The organism is Pseudomonas sp. PMCC200344 (assembly GCF_030053095.1).
Taxonomy (GTDB): domain Bacteria; phylum Pseudomonadota; class Gammaproteobacteria; order Pseudomonadales; family Pseudomonadaceae; genus Aquipseudomonas; species Aquipseudomonas svalbardensis.
The window spans coordinates 4,937,900-4,956,100 of record NZ_CP125618.1 but is presented as its reverse complement, the minus strand read 5'-3'; the positions used below and the strand labels follow the sequence as shown (position 1 = coordinate 4,956,100).

The following is an 18,201-nucleotide window of genomic DNA, read 5'->3' as shown; positions in this document are numbered from 1 at the left end:
TGCTTGAATTTGACGTGCAAAAAAGCCGCACGATCCGAAGATCGTGCGGCTTGGTGTTTGTGCATCAGGTGTCTTGCTTGTCGCTCAGGACTTTACCGGTGGCGGCATCAAAATCCACGTCCCACTCTTTTCCGTCAGCGGTTTTCAGTTCGACTTCGTATTCATAGTTGTTGAAATGGTTATCCAGATCCGTGTCGGTGATGGTCGCACCTGGATGCAACTTCAGAGCAGCCTGGTTCATTTCTTCCAATGGCTTGATCTTGCCGCTTTTGACCAGCTCAGGGATCTGGTCGACGCGAACATCGGCCTGGGCCAGGCCAGCGGTGAGGGTCAGGGCAGCGGCAGTGAACAGGGCAGTCAGGGTTTTCATGAGGTTCTATCCTTGGGTGATCTGTTTAAGTGGGATCAGGTTAACCGGCGCAACTTAATCCACCCTTAATTCTCCGAACGCGACTGAGTGAAGATCGTTCCCTCGTTCATCAGTACCCGTTGTTCTGCAACAACTGCGCAACACTGGCCGCCGCCGGGCGCTTGTAGAACTTGAGCAGTTCGCTGGCGCGGTTGGTGAAGATGCCGTCGACGCCGGCGTCCATGACTTTCTGGTAATCCACGGCATCGTCGATGGTGTACACGTGCACCAACAAGCCCTGATCGTGGGTGTATTGGTTCATCCAGGGTTGCACCAGGTCCGAGTAACTCTGATCACCACCCTTGGTCAGCGCGGCAGAAGGGCCGGTGCCGATCGCGCCCTGGGCTTTGGCGTACTCGACCCATTGCTGGAATTCGGCTTTGTCTTTCGGTTGCTGTTTGGCGTAGTAAGTGGCTTTGTCCTTGTCGCCGGACTCGGCAAACGTCACCTTGGATTTCGGTTCAATACTGCCTTCACCGACCCACAGCAGGAGGATTTTCGGCACTTTCGGCATTTCCTTCTCGAGCAGTTCGAGGCTGCTCTTCTCGAAGGTTTGCAGCACGACTTTACCTTTGCCCTGGCCAACCGCCAGATCGCTCTTCGCCAGTTTCGAGCCGGCCGGGCTCAACCAACCGCGATCCTGGAGTTTTTCCTTGAGGTCGCGCTCGATCCCGGGAAACTGCTTCGGTTCTTTGGTTTCGATGTACAGACCGGGCTTGTGCAGCGGATTGCCTTGGGCAATGTCGATGATTTCGTCGAGGGTCAGAACTTTCAGACCGACGTACGCAGGACGCGCGCGATCCGGGTAGGCAGCGTTGAACCAGCTCCCGGCATCGAGGGTTTTCAGCTCGGCGATAGTGAACTCGTTGGCCGGGCGGTCCTTGCGCTCAGGGAATTTACTGGCGACGTCGGTGGTGCGTTGCAGGTTGTCATCGTGCAGGGCGAACAGCACGCCATCCTTGCTGCGTTGCACGTCCATTTCCAGGTAGTCGGCACCCAGATCGCGGGCCAGTTTGTAGGCGGCGGCGGTGGATTCCGGTGCATCGAACGACGCGCCACGGTGGGCGATCACGGCCGGATGCGGGATGCCCGTGCGGGTTGCCAGTGCGGTGGGGCTTGGCTCGCTGGCGGCCTGTGCCTGGCCGAGGCCCAGCATCAGACTCAGCAACAGGGCGCTCTTGGTGAAGGTAACAGGCATGGTCGAGGTCCTTTCGCAGATTTTCAAAGACGTATCTTTTAACAACTGAGCGCCGCTTGCGCTATCGCCAGACCGACATAAACGTGTTTAAAGCAGATTTTTTCAGCGCTTTTGTGCGCTTCTTTGCAGTACTCTTGGCCCCGGCAGTTACCCCGACAGAGGGAACGCCCATTCGCTTGCCCTGCGTGTAAACCATCGATCACCGGTCCTTTGCGACCTTCTGTGAGGTTTATCATGCGCATCACTTCCGAGCTCATCTGCCAGGCCGCCGACCAACTCAAAGGCTTCGTCGGCCTCAATCGCAAGACCGGCCAGTACATTGTTCGTTTCAGCGAAGACTCTTTCGGCATGGACGTGGCTGACGACGGCATTATTCCCACCAGCGAATTCGTCTGGGCCTCAGGTACCGCGCAGGCCATGACGCTCAAGCGTGAGTTGATTCAGTTGCTGCTGGATCAGAACATCGATGATCGGATCAACATCACCGAGCCGTTGCGGGTGTACATGAATCGGCGGGAAGTGCCGGAGATTTCGGCGGTTCGCAGTCTCGTGCAGAGCTGAGTTTTGCGGTGACTGCGTCGGCGTTCTTCAGAGCGCCAAATGGTCACTGATCAAACCGATACGCCCGCTCAACCTTGCACACCCGCGTATGAAAAGACGAATACCAGGTCGAGCGCCCGCGTTCGCGAATCTCACTGTGCTCGGGATGATGTTTCCACGCCAGAATCGCCGCTTCGCTGGCCCAGTAGGAGACCGTAATCCCGAGCCCGTCCTCACCCCGAGCCGATTCCACACCCAGGAAACCGGGTTGCTCACGGGCCAGTTCGACCATGCGCGTGGCGGCCTGCTCGTAACCGTGATCACCGTCAGTGCGCAGGGAGGTAAAAATCACCGCGTAGTAAGGCGCTGGCGGAGTCTTGACGATCATGACGTCTGCCTCTTGCAGGCTGCGATCAACGCACGGACCAGCGGCGGCAGCTTGCCCTTGAGTGCTGCGCGTTCAGGTTGGAACAGCGTCGCGACGAAGAACGGATGACCTTTGAGTTCCACCGCCCGCAAGTCGCCGGTTGAATCGTGTCCAACGGCGCACAGCTGTTGGGTCAATAACTCACGTTCGAATGCTGGATTAACGCCGTAGCGGCAGCGATATCCCTCGACAATCTCAGTGCTTTCGTACGCCTGCGCGATCAACGAGCCTTCAACCAGATGAATGATGTCGACGGCCTCCACCAGCGAACAGGTCAGTGGCGTGATCAGCGCTCGCGCCGCATCCGGCGATGTTTCACCATGTTCGGCATCGTCCCAGCCCAGAACATTTCGGGCGTATTCGAGTACGGCGTGTTGAAAACCGCCACAGGTGCCAAGGAAGGGTCGCTGCTGTTCACGGGCAAAACGAATCGTCCGCAACGCACCGTCCCTATTGCGGTAAGGGCTGGCGGGCACGCACCAGAAACCGTCGAAATCAGTCAATGGCGCATCGGCGCTGATGCGGTCGGTGGCCAACCATTGGAACTGCACGTCTGTGTTCGCATGTTCAGCGGCCATGCCGAGAGCGATGGGGATGGCCTGGTGAGCGGTGACTTGCGGATCGTAATCGCCGATCAGGGCGATGCGGATTGGGCGGGTTTCCATGAGTGCGCTCCACGCTTGTTGATTCCTGGCACCCACTATAGATTGGCGTTCACGCACTCAATATTGGCGTTATCCCAATTGATCAATGCATCAACGCACTATCGACTGGACTACCCCGACCTGTCCCTGATCCTCGCACTGGTGCGCGGCGGCTCTCTGGCCCGGGCGTCGACGCTGTTGAAGGTCGACGTCTCGACCGTATTTCGCGCCGTGCGCCGACTGGAAGCCGCGCTGGGCCAGCAGCTGTTTGAAAAGAGCCGCGCTGGTTACTTGCCTACTACCCTGGCGCAAACCCTGTCCGAGCAGGCTGAGCGGGCCGAACAGGCGCTAGAGGCGGCGCGCATTGGCGTGGAGCAGGGCGGTGAAGTCATCAGCGGTACGGTGCGCCTGACCTGCACCGATTCGGTCTTGCAAGGCTTGCTGCTGCCGGCGTTGGCGAAGTTCATGCCCGGTTACCCGGCGCTGACCATCGAGTTGAGTACCTCCAACGACTTCGCCAACCTCAGCCGCCGGGATGCGGATATCGCCTTGCGCCTGACCCGCACACCGCCCGAGCACTTGGTTGGCCGGCGATTGGCGGAGGTGTCGTATCGAGTTTGTGCCAGTGAGGCATATCTGAAATCGGTCGACTCCGAAGACTTGGCTTCGCTGACCTGGATTGCGCCGGACGATTTCCTCCCCGATCACCCCACCGTCGTGTGGCGCCGTCAGCAGTTGCCCGGCGTCACACCGGGTTATCGCTGCAACAGCATGTTGTCGGTGACTGAACTGGTACGGGCCGGGCTCGGTGTCGCGGCATTACCGGACTTCCTCATCGGTGAAGGGCTGCAACCGTTGAGCGAGCCGCTACACGGTTACGACACGGCGCTCTGGTTGCTGACCCGCCCGGACTGCCGCGCCTTGCGCTCGGTGGTGACGTTATTCGATGAGTTGGGGCGGGCGCTTCGATTGCCGTGAGCGAGCGCTAAACCTTCGGCTGATCTTGCGCACGAAGTGCTGATGCATTTCCGAGGTCAGGCTTTCGATGCGTTCGGTGGGCCTTGGTCATTTTCCGCGCTACCGATCACTGATAAAGCGGCGGACATTGTCATTTATTGCAGCTGATAGCAGGCCAGAAACATGTCCAGCGCCGACTCCACCACCGTGGTCTGCATCTCGGCTGACAGGCCGGGCAGGCCCATGGAAATCTGTGGCCAGAACGCAAAGGATTTGAGCATTCCCTGAATCTGTTGTGCAGCGAATTCGGGGGCGACCGGTTTCAATCGGCCATCGGCCTGAGCGGCGCGGATCCACACGGTCAGGCCTTCTTCGCGCTCACCCATTCGGGCGACCATATTCTGGGCGCGCTCGGGGGAATGGATGGTGGCGGCGATGGCCACTCGCGCCAGGTCGAGAAAATTGTCATCGCCCAGCATCTGCAATTTCGCCATCAGCATCCGGCGCATCTGATCGCGCAGCGGCAGGTCAGGGTGGTAGGGCGTTTCCTGTTCTGATGTCACCCGCGCCCATAATTGATTGAGGATTTCGGCGAACAATTCTTCCTTGCTGGGGAAGTGGTTGTACACCGTGCGCTTCGATACGCCGGCGATGGCAGCGATCTTGTCCATGCTGGTGATGTCGAACCCGTTGGCACGGAATTCGGCAATCGCCGCTTGAATGATGGCTTCGCGTTTTCGGTCGGTGAGGCGCTGTGGAGCTGTCATAAGTACGCTTCGGCAGGAAGAAGTGAGAACTACACTTGGCAGTTTACTTGTGATCGGGTTTGATGCAACCTAGAAACTACACTGTGCAGTGTAATGTTTTGTGAATCCTGCGCAGTGAACAATAGAATCTGCGGCTGATGCGTGCGTGCCTTGGCCATTGTCGTCCCAAGCGGAGAACCGCGAATCATGTGGTTTTCCTGGAGTCATTCAGTCATGGCCACATCAACTTCCCCATCGGATAACGCCTCTACTCCTGAAGCTTCCCGTCAGGTAGAAGGGCTCTTTCGAAACCATGCGCAGGTAAAGCGCGAAGGCTTTCGCAAAACCTTGCGCATCATGTGGAACATGATCTTCCACAAACCGCGTAACACCCGCCCGACCGCATCCGTCCCGGTGCAAACCCTGACTCAGGCAGCGTTGATCGCCGCACCCAACCACAGCGTTTACCGCCTCGGTCATTCCACGGTACTGCTGAAACTGCGGGACAAATTCTGGATCACTGACCCGGTCTTCGCCGAGCGCGCCTCACCGGTGCAATGGGCCGGCCCCAAGCGCTTCCACCAGCCGCCGATCAGCCTCGAAGAGTTGCCGCCGATCGAAGCGGTGATCCTGTCCCACGATCACTACGACCACCTCGATTATCAAGCCGTGCTCAAACTGGCGGACAAGGCCAAGTACTTTCTGACGCCGCTGGGTGTGGGCGACACCCTGATCAAGTGGGGCGTCGACGCCAGCAAAGTGCGCCAACTGGACTGGTGGCAGGGCACAGAAGTTGACGGCATCCAGTTCATCGCCACGCCATCGCAACACTTTTCCGGTCGCGGTCTGTTCGATAGCAACAGCACATTGTGGGCCTCGTGGGTGATGATCGACGGCGACACGCGGATCTTCTTCAGCGGCGACAGCGGCTACTTCGACGGCTTCAAACGCATCGGCGAACAGTACGGCCCTTTCGACCTCACGCTCATGGAAACCGGTGCCTACAACGTCGAATGGCCGCATGTTCACATGCAGCCGGAGCAAACCCTGCAAGCGCACATTGACCTCAAAGGTCGCTGGTTACTGCCGATTCACAACGGCACCTTCGATTTGTCGATGCACGCCTGGTACGAACCTTTCGACCGGATTCTGGCATTGGCCTGGGAGCGCAATATGTCGATTACCACACCGCAAATGGGCGAGGCGTTCAACGTCATGTATCCGCAGCGTGGTAGTGCTTGGTGGGTAGGGTTGGAAAATGTAGGCGATCAGGTCGCGACTCAGAACGCTTGATGATGTGTTGCCGGGCCGACTCACGTGAGCGGCCCGAGTTTCACCACTAAACTACCTGCGTTCATCCTCTAGCAGGTTTAGATATTCCGAGATCTTTGCCACGGTCAAATCGCGAAATTCTCCACGGAGCATTTCATTCCACTCCTCCTGAGACAGCCCGAGCTTTTGCGCCGCCTCCGTCTTACTTAGCCGACCGGTTTCGAGGAGTATGCCAATCTTCATAACGTACTCAGATTTGGCCCGCATCTGACCCGCATGGGGATAGTTCAGCGCCTCGTAAAAACAGCTGTCGTTTCCATCGACTTCACTCATTCGCTGACACCTCACTCAACCATCGCATAATCCCCTCGCCCCACCGGATTCGGCGTAGACCCCTTCACATTCATCCCTCTCCCCGGCGCGAACCCCGGAAAGAAAACCAAACCCTCCGATTCAAACCGGTAAGCCAACGCAAGCCGGGTCACATCCCGCACATCACGCTCCGCCTCGAAACGCTGAATAGCGTCAACCGAAACCCCGGATTCCCGAGACAGCTCCTCCACACTCCAACCCAGCATCGCTCGGGCCTGAGCGCAATGCGCGGGGGTGAATTGGAAAAGGGCGATACGTTCCAGGGTGATTTTCATCGCAAGAGAGGCCATGGTGTTCTCCGGGCTCGAGAGTGCTGATTCAAAATATACTGTGTTTTTGTACAGTTGTTTTGCGCCCGGATCAAACTCATTTTTTGATCGGTTATGTTTTTTCTCTCTGGCAGGAGCGTCGGAGCGACTACGCTATTTCTATGCGGGATCCTGAAAACTCAGTGGCTTTCAGCCCCCGTCAGCAGCAATGTTTGAACGTCAGCTTCTGATTTTCAACACAAGGAAAGGTGGCGTTTCAAAAGCAAGCAGGTGGTATGCGTCACAGGGAAGGCAATCATGAAAAGATTACGTCTGCTGTGTGCCCTGATCGGTTTTACAAGTCTGCCGGTCCTGGCCGATATGGAATCGTCTAACAAAGATGCCTTTGTCACCCACCTGATAAATCAGATGACCCAGGAGGAAAAGATCGGCCAACTGCGGCTGATCGCTATTGATGAAAAGATGACTCCCGAAAGGATGCGCCAAGAGATCACCGCCGGGCGAATCGGAGGTACGTACGGCTCTGTGAGCCGTTCCGTAAACAGACCCATGCAGGACGCGGCTCAACAAAGCCGCCTGAAAATACCGATGTTTTTCGGCTGGGACGTGATACACGGCCATCGAACCATTTTTCCCATTGGCCTGGCGCTGGCCTCCAGCTGGGACATGGACGCCATTGAGTTGAGCGGTCGAACGGCGGCGAAAGAAGCCAGTGCGGACGGTATCGATTTGACCTTTGCACCGATGATAGATGTCGCCCGTGATCCTCGCTGGGGGCGTACATCCGAAGGCTTCGGTGAAGACACCTATCTGGTTTCGCGCATTGCCAAAGTGATGGTTCAGGCCTACCAGGGCAAAAGCCTGAAAGCACCCGACAGCATCATGGCCAGCGCCAAACACTTCGCGTTGTATGGTGCTGTCGAGGGTGGACGCGACTACAACAGCGTCGACATGGGCCTGGCCAGAATGCACCAGGACTACCTGCCACCTTATCGTTCGGCGATTGAGGGTGGCGCGGGAGCGGTGATGGTGGCGCTTAACTCGATAAATGGCGTGCCAGCCGCTTCCAATGCATGGTTGATGCAAGACCTGCTTCGCAAAGCATGGGGCTTCAAGGGGTTGGTCATCAGCGACCACAATGGGATAAACGATCTGGTTCAGCATGGTGTTGCGAAGAATCACCGCGAAGCGGCCAGGCTCGCGATCAGGGCCGGTGTTGATATGAGCATGAACGACTTCTCCTATGGTCCGGAGCTACCCGGGCTGCTTGAGTCTGGCGCTGTTTCCCAGAGCAATATCGATAACGCAGTGCGGGAAGTCCTGGGGGCCAAGTATGACATGGGGCTGTTCGAAGACCCTTACCGGCGCATCGGCGTTGCCAGTGAAGACCCCGCTGATAACAATGCCGAAAACCGTCTGCACAGAGCGCCGGCTCGTGAGGTGGCACGCAAGACATTGGTGCTGCTGAAGAATGAAAACGGGCTCTTGCCGCTAAAAAAAGAGGGTGTGATCGCGCTCATAGGCCCGTTGGCAAAAAGTACCGTCGACATCATGGGCAGTTGGTCCGCAAGCGGCGTGCCCTCGCAATCGGTGACGATCTACGACGGGTTGAAAAGCGCTATGGATAAGGGCTCGCTGATCTATGCCCGAGGCGTCAATCTCACGGAGGATCAAGAGGTTATTAAATACCTGGGAGCGTCTGAAATCGAGAACGACGCTCGTCCGGCAGCAGAAATGATTGACGAAGCGGTCAAGGCTGCACAACAAGCCGATGTTGTGATTGCAGTAGTGGGTGAGCCCCGCAGTATGTCTCATGAAGCGGCCAGTCGAACCAGCCTCGATCTGCCAGGACGCCAGAGTGAATTGATCACCGCCCTGAAAGCCACCGGCAAGCCGCTGGTACTGGTATTGATGAACGGCCGGCCCCTTTCCATCGGCAAGGAGCACAAACAGGCCGATGCGATTCTGGAAACCTGGTACAGCGGCTCTGAGGGAGGCAACGCCGTTGCCGATGTATTGTTCGGTGACTACAACCCCTCCGGCAAGTTACCCATCACCTTTCCACGCTCCGTGGGGCAGATCCCGAATTACTACAGCCATTTGAACACCGGCCGCCCCTACCTGCCGGGTGGGCCTCGCAACTACACCTCTCAATATTTCGATCAATCCCATGGTCCGCTTTATCCCTTCGGCTATGGGCTGAGTTATACCGATTTCAGCTTGACCGACATGGCCCTGTCTTCGACCACACTGAACAAGACCGACAAGCTCGTCGCCAGCGTCATGGTGAAGAATATCGGCCAGCGCGACGGCGAAACAGTGGTTCAGCTGTATATCCGCGATGTCGTTGGCTCCCTCAGCCGTCCGGTCAAAGAACTGAAGAACTTTAAAAAAATCATGCTCAAGGCCGGAGAAGAGACAGCGGTCCACTTCAGCATTGATGAGAACGACTTGAAGTTCTTCAACGCTCAGTTGGAGTACGCCGCCGAGCCGGGCGAGTTCCAGGTGCAGATCGGTCTGGATTCTCAGGATGTGAAGGCGCAGAGTTTTGAGTTGCTGTAAGAGTGAAGGCGCGTCAGACACAAGACCTGTGGCGAGGGGGCTTGCCCTAATTCCAGTCAGTCAAGCGCAATCCATGTGGGAGCGGCGGTGCGGCGATCCGACTTGCTCGCGAAGACGGCGGCACAGTCAACATTGATGTCGCCTGACACACCGCTTTCGCGAGCCCGCTCCCACAGGTTTCGCAAACTGACTGGCAATTAGCGGCAATGGCCTCTCTATTTCGCCCCCTCCAACCAAACGGTCGGCGCCTGCCCCAGTATGCGGCGGAACATTGTCGAGAACGCCGCCGGGCTGTCATAGCCAAAATCCAGGGCAATGCGCGTTACCGGTTCGCCCACCACCAGCCGCGCCAGAGCCAGCACCACGCAGGCCCGCTGCCGCCATTGGCTGAAACTCAGGCCAGTCTGATGGCGGAACAGGCGATTGAAAGTACGCAGGCTTACGTGCAAATGAACGGCCCATTGCTGGGGCGACTGATGAGCGTCGGGCCGCTGCACAAAGCCCTGGCACAACGCGAGCAGCCGCGCATCGACGGGCAGCGGAATGTGCAACGGCAGGTGAGTGCTGCGCCCAAGTTCATGCAGCAGTAAGCCGATCAACGTACCGTCGCGCCCGCGCTCGTCATACTCCAGCGGGATTTCTACCGCCTCCATCAGCAAATGCCGCGTCAACGGCGAAACGCTGATCACCTGACAGCGATCCCCCAGATCCACCACCGCCGGTTCGATATACACACTGCGCGTGCTCACCCCCAGCATCAGCACCTCATGCGCCACCCCCGGCGGAATCCACACCGCCCGTTGTGGCGGCACCACCCAGCTGCCGTCGTGCGTGCTGACCTGCATCAACCCGGTGGCGCCGTACAACAATTGCGCCCGCCGATGCGTATGACGAGGTAACAAATGCCCGTGAGAATAATCCGTGCCGATGGCCACCACTGGCCGTGGCGTGTGGTCCAGCAGATCAATCGAAACATTGCGCATCGAACAGCCTCAGCGGTTGGCGTAAACGAAAACATTATTGGCTAACTTGCTGAAGCAGGCCAAGGCGCATTGCCCTAACGTCGACCGCTCTCACCAATGGACGACACGCAATGCTCTATCTCCTGCTGGCACTCTTCGGCTGCATGACCGGCATCACCGCGGTGCTGTTCGGCTTCGGCGGCGGCTTCGTCGTCGTGCCATTGCTGTACCGCATGCTCATGGCCAGCCACGGCACAGACGACCCCGTCGGCCAATCGGCAATTCACATTGCTGTGGCAACCTCGACCTGCGTCATGATCGTCAACGCAACGATCGCCACCGGAAAACACCGTCGCGCCGGAAACCTCATTCGCCATTACATGTGGCCGTTAGGCGGGTTCATCGGCTTGGGCGCGATCGTCGGTGCCGTCTCGGCGATGTGGGTGAGTGGCGAAGTGATTCGCTATGCCTTCATCGCGTACCTGGGAGTGACCATCGCGGATTGCCTGTTACGACGCGGCTTTCTTACAGCGTCCGACACCGCAGTCCCACGGCGATTGGGAAGGGCAGAAGTGTCTGGCGGGGGCGTAGGAATCGGCACCATCGCCACGTTTCTCGGCGTAGGCGGCAGCGTCATGACCGTGCCGTTGTTGCGGCGTTGCGGGCTGAGCATGTCCCAGGCGACGTCCATGGCCAATCCGCTCAGTTTGCCCGTGGCGCTGGCCGGGACGCTGACTTACATGGCGATGGCTGGGTTCACCAAGTTTGATCTGGGGCCGTGGTTTATCGGTTATGTGGATGTGCTGGCGTTTGCGATTTTGACGGTCGGGTCGCTGGTTGGGATTCGGTTGGCTGCGCCGTGGATTGGGCGGATACCGGATCGAACCCATGCGCGGGTCTATATCGGTTTGCTGATGTTTGTGATGCTGAGTATGTGGGCCAACTAAATCACCCCTCTATTTAGGGGTTGGTATTGGTAGGTTTTTTCGCAAGAATGAGTCTTTGCGCTGAGCACAATTCTTCGCGGGAGGATGTCATGTCCATCATCGAAAGTGACTGGAAGAAATTCAAGGAACTGCACAAGCTTGCGCTCGATCGTTTCTGCCAGGGTGTGCTGGCTGATGCCAAGACAATTGCCCAGCATGACGCGCTCTCGGCTCATGCCAGGTATCGAATGCTTTATCGCCTGATGCATGATCGGGACAAGGACATCGTCCGAACTTTCGACCCCTACAGTCGTTCCAGTGCACCCATAGCTTTGCGATGGATGGTCAAGCACGACTTGCTGACCGATGCAGAGCTGTCGGCTCTTAGCGAAGCAATGTTAGAAGAGGTCGCTGACGTTGTTCGTCAACCCTATAAGCTTGAATGGGCTGAAGAGATCGTGCGAGAGGACTGAAAACGGTTATCAACCAGCCCTTTATAAGAGAACGATGGATGTGGATCTTCAATTGTACCGACGCTGCAAGTAACTTCTTCAGCCGCGTGCACAAGGGTAAAAAAATCAGCCCGGTGCACAAACCGCCAACGTCCGTCATTGAAGATGACGTGTCTGATGAGTCAACCGAACAGTGGCTGGTTCACGCCGTCACTGTTCAACGCAAGCATGTGTTGTACGTCATTCACGTAAAAACTCGTTATTGCATGATTTTTGCGGACGCGAAAAAAGCGGATGTCGAAGGTTTCGTTCAACGTTTTTCCGAGCGTTGGATAAACGGCGTGATTCAGCATGCGGGGCAACACGACATACTTCGTTGGTTCAACGACGAACTGATAGCGGAGCGATTCCAAGAGAGTTGTCGCGAGTACGTGTTTTACAAACGCGGACATCGCGGTGCGCAGAAACACATCAATGACATCGCCTGGGTGTTTGAGGGATGTGCTGCCGAACGAGGTTCTTTACCCCCTGACGAGTTCTCGGCAGGCCGCTTCGATACCGACATGAACAACTACCTGAGAGGCGGTAAAGAACACAAGGATTACTTCTACCCGGATGAGGAAATGATCGTTCACTGGTTAAGCCGTTACGGCGGCCTTGATGAGCCTGGCATTCAAGCAGCACGTGAGCGGCACAAGGAAGCGAAACGGGAGATTAGGGAGGCCGTAAGGCAGCTTAATCTCGAAGCGCAATGAGTCGTCGTAATAACGCCGTGACCCGGTTCTTTAACCTTTGAGCCCCGGCGCCTCACGAATAATGAAGTGATCCAGGTTCTCAATATTCGCACTGAACACCCCGAACATTTGCTCGGGGTTTTTCTTGCTCGGCACCTGCTTCAACTCCGGCGTCACACCATAGAAAAAGCAAAACAACTCTTTTTCACTCTCGATTGCGTGCTTGATCTCTTCCAGAAACGCTTTGCGCTTGCGGTAGTTGTCGATCAGCTTTTTGCTCAGGTAAACATTGACTGAATAAGGCTTCTTCTTCGCCTCGTCCGGTTGCTTGAACCAGACCTTCTGTTCGAAGTCGATGCGAAAACTTGCGCTGTGGTAATCCTCGATCTTCTTGATCTTGCCCCAGTAAATCAGCCCCTTGTGGTCCTGCAGATACTCGATCTTCTTGAAGAACGACCCATAAGGCGCCGTGTGCTCGCCAATCTTCAGCGGCATGCGCTTGAGCAACTCCTTGTCCTCGAAGTTCGACACAAAACACTCCACCGGGTGGGCGAAGACACTGGTCTTGTCTGGTGCTGATTCGCGGCTTGGGTGATCGACGTCACTGGCCGCTGAAGAGGGTTTCGGATCGTCCCGCATCACGTCAGCCGCCACCGCCGGGTTCGACGGTTTACGCACATACTCACGCCGCGTCAGCAACAACTCCGACGGGAAATGCTCCTCGCGACTGTCATCCGTTTCCGCACCGTCCGCGTCCACACCTGACGCCGACGTCTTGAGACTGACATAAGGACAATCCGCAACATGCCGAGTGCTGGGCGTGTTCTTGAAGTGCGGGGTGCGCACGTAATTCACGTTTTTGGCGTTGAACGTCGTCAACACATTCGCCGCATCAAACGCCGCCCGGCAGGCATCGTTGGGGCACTGGAAGTGTTCCTTGGCGGAATCGAAATCCATCGTCTCGTCGAAATTCAAATCGCGCACGTCATAGATCGACAGCTTGTCGTCGAGGCTGAGGCAGTAGGCGAGGTCGAATTTCATGGTGGGCTCGGGTCCTTGCAGGCGCGAGCTTGCTCGCGATGGTTGCTAACGATAACGCATAAAACCTGATACCTCGCGGCGTTCTCAGGCTTTCGTCGCAACGCCGCCCGGAGCAAGCTCGCACCTACACCCATCAGCGCAATCCAATCCTGCCCACCGGTGCTCAACCCTGGCGGATATCCACCAACCGGGGCTTGGCAATCGACAGGTAATCCTGCGTATCGAGCACCATTGATGCATCCAGCCGACCGGCGTTGAAGGCGATTTCGCCGTAGCCCGTGATCAGGGACGGGTCGACGATCAATTGAATCCTCTCATCGAAGGTAAACGGAGGGATGGCGCCGATCCTGCACCCGGTCAGTTGCATGGCAGTTTGCGCGTTCACCAGCTCGGCTTTTTTTCCTCCCAGGGCCGCTCCGACTTTCTTCATGTCGAGCCTCTGGTCCCCTGGCAGTATCACCAGGGCATAGGGTTCGGCCTGACCCTTTAGCGCGCAGAGCATGGCTTTCGCGCCTTGGCCGGGTTCGGTGCCACGGAGTTCGGCGACCCGCGCCGACTGGCCCTCGGCATCGTGCATCAACACCCGATAGGCGGCGGCGTGGGCATCGAGTAGCGTCACCAGGCGATCAAACATGGGCTGCATGGGCTTTCCTCAGGTTTTCAGCAACAGGTCGTAGGACAGTTTGCTGATCAGAATCACCAGCAACACCAGAAACAGCGCCCGGACAAAGGGCACGCCTTTACGCACCGCCAGCCAGGTGCCGGTCAACGCGCCCAGGATGTTGAAGGCCGCCATGGGGAGGGCGATCAGGTACAGCACGTTACCTGTCGGGATGAAGAATATCAGCGCCGCCACGTTGGTCGCGATGTTCACCAGCTTGGCCGACGCCGAGGCGTGCAGGAAGTCGAAGGCGAAGCAGCGGATAAACAGGAAGATCAGGAAGGAACCGGTGCCAGGGCCGAACAGCCCGTCGTAGAAACCGATGGCGCCGCCGATGACGACCGCCAGCCACTTCTGCCGGATACCGATGTGCGTGGGGGCGTGCAGGGCGCCGAAGTCCTTTTTCCAGAAGGTGTAGATCGCCATGAGCACGATCAATACCAGCACCGCCGGGCGCATGACTGACTGGGGCACGAACGATACCGTGGCCGCGCCGAAGAAGGCCATGACAAAGGCGGCGTAGGCGGCTGGAATCACCAGGCCCCAGTCGATCACCACCTTGCGCACGAAGGACCGGGCCGCGAACGCGGTGCCGAACGCGGCCGCGACCTTGTTGGTCCCCAGCAGTGCTGCCGGTGGTGCGGCGGGTAGCACGTTGAACAACGCGGGTATCTGGATCAGGCCGCCGCCGCCCACCGCCGCATCGATCAGGCCGGCGGCGAAGGCGAACACACAAAGAATGACAATATCGACCATGAACATCAGGCTCTTGCGATGAAGGGTTGTTGGGGGTTCAGCGCCAGCACGCGGGCCGGGTCGTTGACCCCGAAAACGCGCAGCAGCCAGCGGTCGCGCCCGTCGTAGCGCGGGGTAAAACCTTCCCTGGCATGCAGGGTTTGCTGGTTCTTGAAGATCAGCATGTCCCCCGGTTGCAGCAGGATGGGGCGTGCGACATCGGGGTGATTGGCGGCGGCTTCAAACAGTTGCAGGGCCAACTTCGCGATGGCGCAGGTGGCTGTGACACTGGCCTTGTTGTAACGGCAAAACAGTTCGCCGGTTGCGCTTTTGTACAGCAGGGGCACGTGTTCCAGCACATTGCCTGGCTTGCCGAAGGACACCGGACGGTGAATGGCGAACTGCGGTTGTGACAAGGCTGTTTCAACCCAGGCAGGCAACATGGCCAGCACCTCGCTAATGGCAACGATGCGGGTCGGCACATCCGGCTCGCAGCGCAGACCGGTCAGGCACAGGTACTCCGGACAGGCCGACAACGTTGAGACAGGTTCGCAGGTCAAGGGCAGGTGCGGGTTGTCGACGTGCATGCACAGGTCCATGCGCGACCCATAGGAGCTTTTTTCGGCTTCACGCTGGTGCTTGGGCGACACGTGGCGGAACACCGTGTCGTCGTTTTCACCCTCGTAGGCCACCGGATTAGTTTGCAGGGTCTGCAGCACCGCAAGGATAGCGCCGGCCACTACCGGCAGTTGCTCGATACCCGGCGTCATATCGTAGGGGGTGGCGGGCAGGTGCGAGTCCAGGGGCAGCCCCCTGACGATCATTGCCGTCTCGGGAGCCTTGGGGAAGTTGCGCAAGCGATCGATTTTTTCACCGCGCAGGATGCTCTCAAGCAGTTGCCCCAAGGCCGGCATGCGACGGATACCCGAGGCGCTGTCGGTCACGGCCAGGGAAGCCAGGCCGGCGTGAAGCGCGTGCTGCTCTTCGAACGAGACATGAATCTGCGGTATCGCCTGTCGGGTTGAACTCGCTGAGTGACTGCGCTGCCAGTCACGAATATGTTCACCCTCAGTGGGCGTTGATGTCCCGATTATTTCTTCCAGCTTTGCCACGTCCATTTGCTCCGGTTTGCCTACATCCCTGTAAATTGAGCGCGAAGGTTAACGGAAGGGCCTTTTTTGTGTTGCAATGCCACGTTGCGATAAATGCAATGAGGTGTTCAATGGCTCTGGATAAGTTATGGGCGCTTGAAGCCTTCGCGACCGTAGCGCGCAAGCGCAGCTTCGTCGCGGCGGCACGCACGCTGGGGCGCTCTCCCAGTGCGTTGACCCGCGCCGTTCAAGGCCTGGAGGAAAGTGCCGGGGTCAAGTTGTTTAATCGCTCCTCCAGCGCCGTAAGCTTGACGGAGGCGGGTGAACGCTTGCTGCCCCACGCCTGCAAAATGCTGGAATTGCAACGTGAGGCGGATGAAGACCTGGCCGGTCTCAGCGGCATGGCGAGCGGCTGGGTGCGTTTTTCCGCCCCCGAGTCCCTCGCTCACGGTGTTTTGCCGCAATTGATCGCGCAGTACGCCGAGGGTTATCCAGACGTGAACGTCGACGTGATCTTCACCGATGAGACCCTCGACCCGGTCAAGAGCAAGCTGGACTTCTCGATTCGCGGCGCGTTTGCGCAATCCAGTGACCTGATCGGCTATCCACTCTGGAGTTACTCGCGTCATCTGTACGCCAGCCCCGGCTACCTGCAGCGGCGCGGGACGCCTGAGGCCATTGAAGCGCTGGGGGACCACTCGCTGATCCTGCACACGGCGCCGCGCATCCTCAAGGAATGGAATTTCCGCAGTGAGCAGCAGGCCATCAGCGTTCGGGTCCATCCAGGGTTTCGGTTCAGCTCGGGTGTGGCGGTGTTCCAGGCCGCCCTGGCGGGCATCGGCATCGCCCGCCTGGCGGACTGGCTGGCGGAGCCCGAAGTGCAAGCGGGGCGCCTGCACCGGGTCTGCCCCGATTACCGGCTCACCTCCAGCAACGGCGACAGCCCGCAGATGCACGCGGTGTACCCGGCCGGGAACTTGCCGCTGCGGGTGAAGGCACTGCTGGAGGTGATTCGCGGGTTTGGTCACAGCCTTGAGCGCAAGCACGGACCTTAAACCGCGAATTTTGAAGGAGCACAATCGGGTCCTTGAATGGGGAAGAGTATTAATAGCGGGAGGCGGGGCGGGTTGCACTGACTGTTTTCAATACACCGCAAAATCTGCGGCAACACACCAAACCTGTGGGAGCGAGCCTGCTCGCGATTCCCAACATCCCCGCAGCCATCAAGCCGACCACCACCCTGTGGCGAGGGAGCTTGCTCCCGCTGGGCTGCGCAGCAGCCCTGAAATCAGCACACGCGGTGAATCAGACATACCAAGTTGTTTGCTTGGCGACTGCTCTCAAGATGCAACATAAACAAAATCCGCTGCCTGAAACCCAAGCAGCGGATTTTTTTGTGGGCGAACAATCAGAATCCGCGCATCACCCGTGATGCTTTTCGCCACCAAGACTCTCGCCGATTAAATGGATCATCCGCCAACACGCACGGCATATCCCGCAACCGAATCCATGGCTCATCCTGCCAATGCAACATGCAGAGCGACATTTGTGGCCAATCAAGCATGCTCAATGTTGGACGCTCGACCGTCCGCGATGACCGCGCATCACGCAACGCGGGTACTACCTGATGCGTCAGCCACTCACGCAGCAATCGATTCTCCGGGCAGTAGTGATAGACCAACAACGCATACACACCCGACTCGCTTACCATCAAGCGTTCTTCCGCAACGTTATGGGCGTAGACATACATCATTTGCCGCTGATCAGCATCGAGCTTGCGCGTCGTGCGCTCATCAAGGTACTTGCCCATCAAACGCCCCAGGTCATGAGCAGAAAACCACGCCTGGTTCTCCACCAGAAGGGCAGGAAGATAAATGTTATGACGGATGAACAGGGTCGATACGAGTGGTTCAGGCATGGAGCACCTCCTGAAGCGGAGGCACGAAATCGAGTCGGTGGGTACGGCAATTCACCTTCATCATGAAGGATGGGGATTCAGGCATTTCCATTACCTCTGGCTGCTTTCTTAGGGCATTCGTTATGGGTGTCGGGAGCTAAGAAACCCACCAGAGACGGGCCGGACATATTCCCCTTTCGGGTCTTGTATTCGCCCACTCCCGACATAACGGGGATTTTCTCGCAGGCGTAGAGAAACCGCATACGAAAAAAAGCCGCATGACTGTCGGGTGCGGACGACCGCTCT

General features: G+C 57.9%; 21 protein-coding genes. 8 read left to right on the top strand and 13 right to left on the bottom strand.

Features of this window, described 5'->3' with window-relative positions; genetic code table 11:
• Positions 1 to 64 precede the first annotated feature (64 nt).
• Positions 65 to 370 (bottom strand): PepSY domain-containing protein, encoded by a 306-nt coding sequence (locus QFW87_RS22700; RefSeq protein WP_283181371.1) that lies wholly within the window; start codon positions 368 to 370, stop codon positions 65 to 67.
• Positions 371 to 479: 109 nt separating this feature from the next.
• Entirely contained in the window at positions 480 to 1,607 is a 1,128-nt protein-coding gene (locus tag QFW87_RS22695; protein ID WP_283181370.1) for a glycerophosphodiester phosphodiesterase, read from the bottom strand.
• Between the two features lie 234 nt (positions 1,608 to 1,841).
• On the opposite strand from QFW87_RS22695, the gene QFW87_RS22690 reads away from it, so the two are divergent.
• Complete coding sequence (locus tag QFW87_RS22690) at positions 1,842 to 2,168, top strand: DUF2025 family protein (RefSeq protein WP_283181369.1); 327 nt, start codon at positions 1,842 to 1,844, stop codon at positions 2,166 to 2,168.
• 43 nt (positions 2,169 to 2,211) lie between these two features.
• Here QFW87_RS22690 and QFW87_RS22685 read toward each other — a convergent pair whose 3' ends face one another.
• Together QFW87_RS22685 and QFW87_RS22680 are read right to left on the bottom strand one after the other, a co-directional pair.
• Positions 2,212 to 2,535 carry an antibiotic biosynthesis monooxygenase gene (locus QFW87_RS22685; RefSeq protein WP_283181368.1) on the bottom strand — a complete coding sequence of 108 codons (324 nt, stop codon included), beginning with the start codon at positions 2,533 to 2,535 and terminating at the stop codon, positions 2,212 to 2,214.
• On the bottom strand, positions 2,532 to 3,239 hold the full coding sequence (locus tag QFW87_RS22680; protein ID WP_283188925.1) for a CTP synthase: 708 nt from the start codon (positions 3,237 to 3,239) through the stop codon (positions 2,532 to 2,534). The genes QFW87_RS22685 and QFW87_RS22680 overlap by 4 nt, the downstream gene beginning before the upstream one ends.
• Before the next feature lie 15 nt (positions 3,240 to 3,254).
• Between QFW87_RS22680 and QFW87_RS22675 the strand changes: the two genes are divergently transcribed.
• Complete coding sequence (locus QFW87_RS22675) at positions 3,255 to 4,196, top strand: LysR family transcriptional regulator (protein ID WP_283190944.1); 942 nt, start codon at positions 3,255 to 3,257, stop codon at positions 4,194 to 4,196.
• Between the two features lie 134 nt (positions 4,197 to 4,330).
• Here QFW87_RS22675 and QFW87_RS22670 read toward each other — a convergent pair whose 3' ends face one another.
• On the bottom strand, positions 4,331 to 4,942 hold the full coding sequence (locus tag QFW87_RS22670) for a TetR/AcrR family transcriptional regulator (RefSeq protein ID WP_283181366.1): 612 nt from the start codon (positions 4,940 to 4,942) through the stop codon (positions 4,331 to 4,333).
• Positions 4,943 to 5,155: 213 nt separating this feature from the next.
• On the opposite strand from QFW87_RS22670, the gene QFW87_RS22665 reads away from it, so the two are divergent.
• Positions 5,156 to 6,214, top strand: coding sequence for an MBL fold metallo-hydrolase (locus QFW87_RS22665; RefSeq protein ID WP_283188924.1), 1,059 nt, complete (start codon positions 5,156 to 5,158; stop codon positions 6,212 to 6,214).
• Positions 6,215 to 6,265: 51 nt separating this feature from the next.
• Here the strand turns inward: QFW87_RS22665 and QFW87_RS22660 are convergent, their stop codons facing one another.
• Positions 6,266 to 6,526 carry an XRE family transcriptional regulator gene (locus QFW87_RS22660; protein ID WP_283181364.1) on the bottom strand — a complete coding sequence of 87 codons (261 nt, stop codon included), beginning with the start codon at positions 6,524 to 6,526 and terminating at the stop codon, positions 6,266 to 6,268.
• 11 nt (positions 6,527 to 6,537) lie between these two features.
• The gene (locus QFW87_RS22655) at positions 6,538 to 6,855 is read right to left on the bottom strand and encodes a helix-turn-helix transcriptional regulator (protein WP_283181363.1); all 318 of its coding nucleotides are present in this window, start codon (positions 6,853 to 6,855) and stop codon (positions 6,538 to 6,540) included.
• 276 nt (positions 6,856 to 7,131) lie between these two features.
• On the opposite strand from QFW87_RS22655, the gene bglX reads away from it, so the two are divergent.
• The gene (gene bglX, locus QFW87_RS22650; RefSeq protein ID WP_283181362.1) at positions 7,132 to 9,396 is read left to right on the top strand and encodes a beta-glucosidase BglX; all 2,265 of its coding nucleotides are present in this window, start codon (positions 7,132 to 7,134) and stop codon (positions 9,394 to 9,396) included.
• 215 nt (positions 9,397 to 9,611) lie between these two features.
• On the opposite strand, the gene QFW87_RS22645 is transcribed toward bglX, so the two are convergent.
• Positions 9,612 to 10,379, bottom strand: a complete 768-nt coding sequence (locus tag QFW87_RS22645; RefSeq protein WP_283188923.1) for a helix-turn-helix transcriptional regulator — start codon at positions 10,377 to 10,379, stop codon at positions 9,612 to 9,614.
• Between the two features lie 110 nt (positions 10,380 to 10,489).
• Between QFW87_RS22645 and QFW87_RS22640 the strand changes: the two genes are divergently transcribed.
• The 3 genes from QFW87_RS22640 (at position 10,490) to QFW87_RS22630 (ending at position 12,491) form a co-directional block, all read left to right on the top strand.
• Entirely contained in the window at positions 10,490 to 11,305 is an 816-nt protein-coding gene (locus tag QFW87_RS22640; protein WP_283188922.1) for a sulfite exporter TauE/SafE family protein, read from the top strand.
• 89 nt (positions 11,306 to 11,394) lie between these two features.
• A complete protein-coding gene (locus tag QFW87_RS22635) occupies positions 11,395 to 11,757 on the top strand; it encodes a hypothetical protein (protein WP_283181359.1) in 363 nt (120 codons plus the stop codon).
• 38 nt (positions 11,758 to 11,795) lie between these two features.
• A complete protein-coding gene (locus QFW87_RS22630) occupies positions 11,796 to 12,491 on the top strand; it encodes a hypothetical protein (protein WP_283181358.1) in 696 nt (231 codons plus the stop codon).
• Positions 12,492 to 12,521: 30 nt separating this feature from the next.
• Here QFW87_RS22630 and QFW87_RS22625 read toward each other — a convergent pair whose 3' ends face one another.
• The 4 genes from QFW87_RS22625 to QFW87_RS22610 form a co-directional block, all read right to left on the bottom strand.
• A complete protein-coding gene (locus QFW87_RS22625) occupies positions 12,522 to 13,511 on the bottom strand; it encodes a hypothetical protein (RefSeq protein WP_283188921.1) in 990 nt (329 codons plus the stop codon).
• A 163-nt stretch (positions 13,512 to 13,674) separates the two neighbouring features.
• Positions 13,675 to 14,154: a YbaK/prolyl-tRNA synthetase associated domain-containing protein gene (locus QFW87_RS22620; protein ID WP_283188920.1), complete on the bottom strand. Its 480-nt coding sequence runs from the start codon at positions 14,152 to 14,154 to the stop codon at positions 13,675 to 13,677.
• A 9-nt stretch (positions 14,155 to 14,163) separates the two neighbouring features.
• Entirely contained in the window at positions 14,164 to 14,928 is a 765-nt protein-coding gene (locus QFW87_RS22615) for a TSUP family transporter (RefSeq protein WP_283190943.1), read from the bottom strand.
• Positions 14,929 to 14,933: 5 nt separating this feature from the next.
• Entirely contained in the window at positions 14,934 to 16,025 is a 1,092-nt protein-coding gene (locus tag QFW87_RS22610) for a TauD/TfdA family dioxygenase (RefSeq protein WP_283181355.1), read from the bottom strand.
• A gap of 104 nt (positions 16,026 to 16,129) precedes the next feature.
• Between QFW87_RS22610 and QFW87_RS22605 the strand changes: the two genes are divergently transcribed.
• Positions 16,130 to 17,053, top strand: coding sequence for a LysR family transcriptional regulator (locus tag QFW87_RS22605; protein ID WP_283181354.1), 924 nt, complete (start codon positions 16,130 to 16,132; stop codon positions 17,051 to 17,053).
• A 353-nt stretch (positions 17,054 to 17,406) separates the two neighbouring features.
• On the opposite strand, the gene QFW87_RS22600 is transcribed toward QFW87_RS22605, so the two are convergent.
• Positions 17,407 to 17,916 (bottom strand): Bro-N domain-containing protein, encoded by a 510-nt coding sequence (locus QFW87_RS22600; RefSeq protein ID WP_283188919.1) that lies wholly within the window; start codon positions 17,914 to 17,916, stop codon positions 17,407 to 17,409.
• Between the last annotated feature and the right edge of the window lie 285 nt (positions 17,917 to 18,201).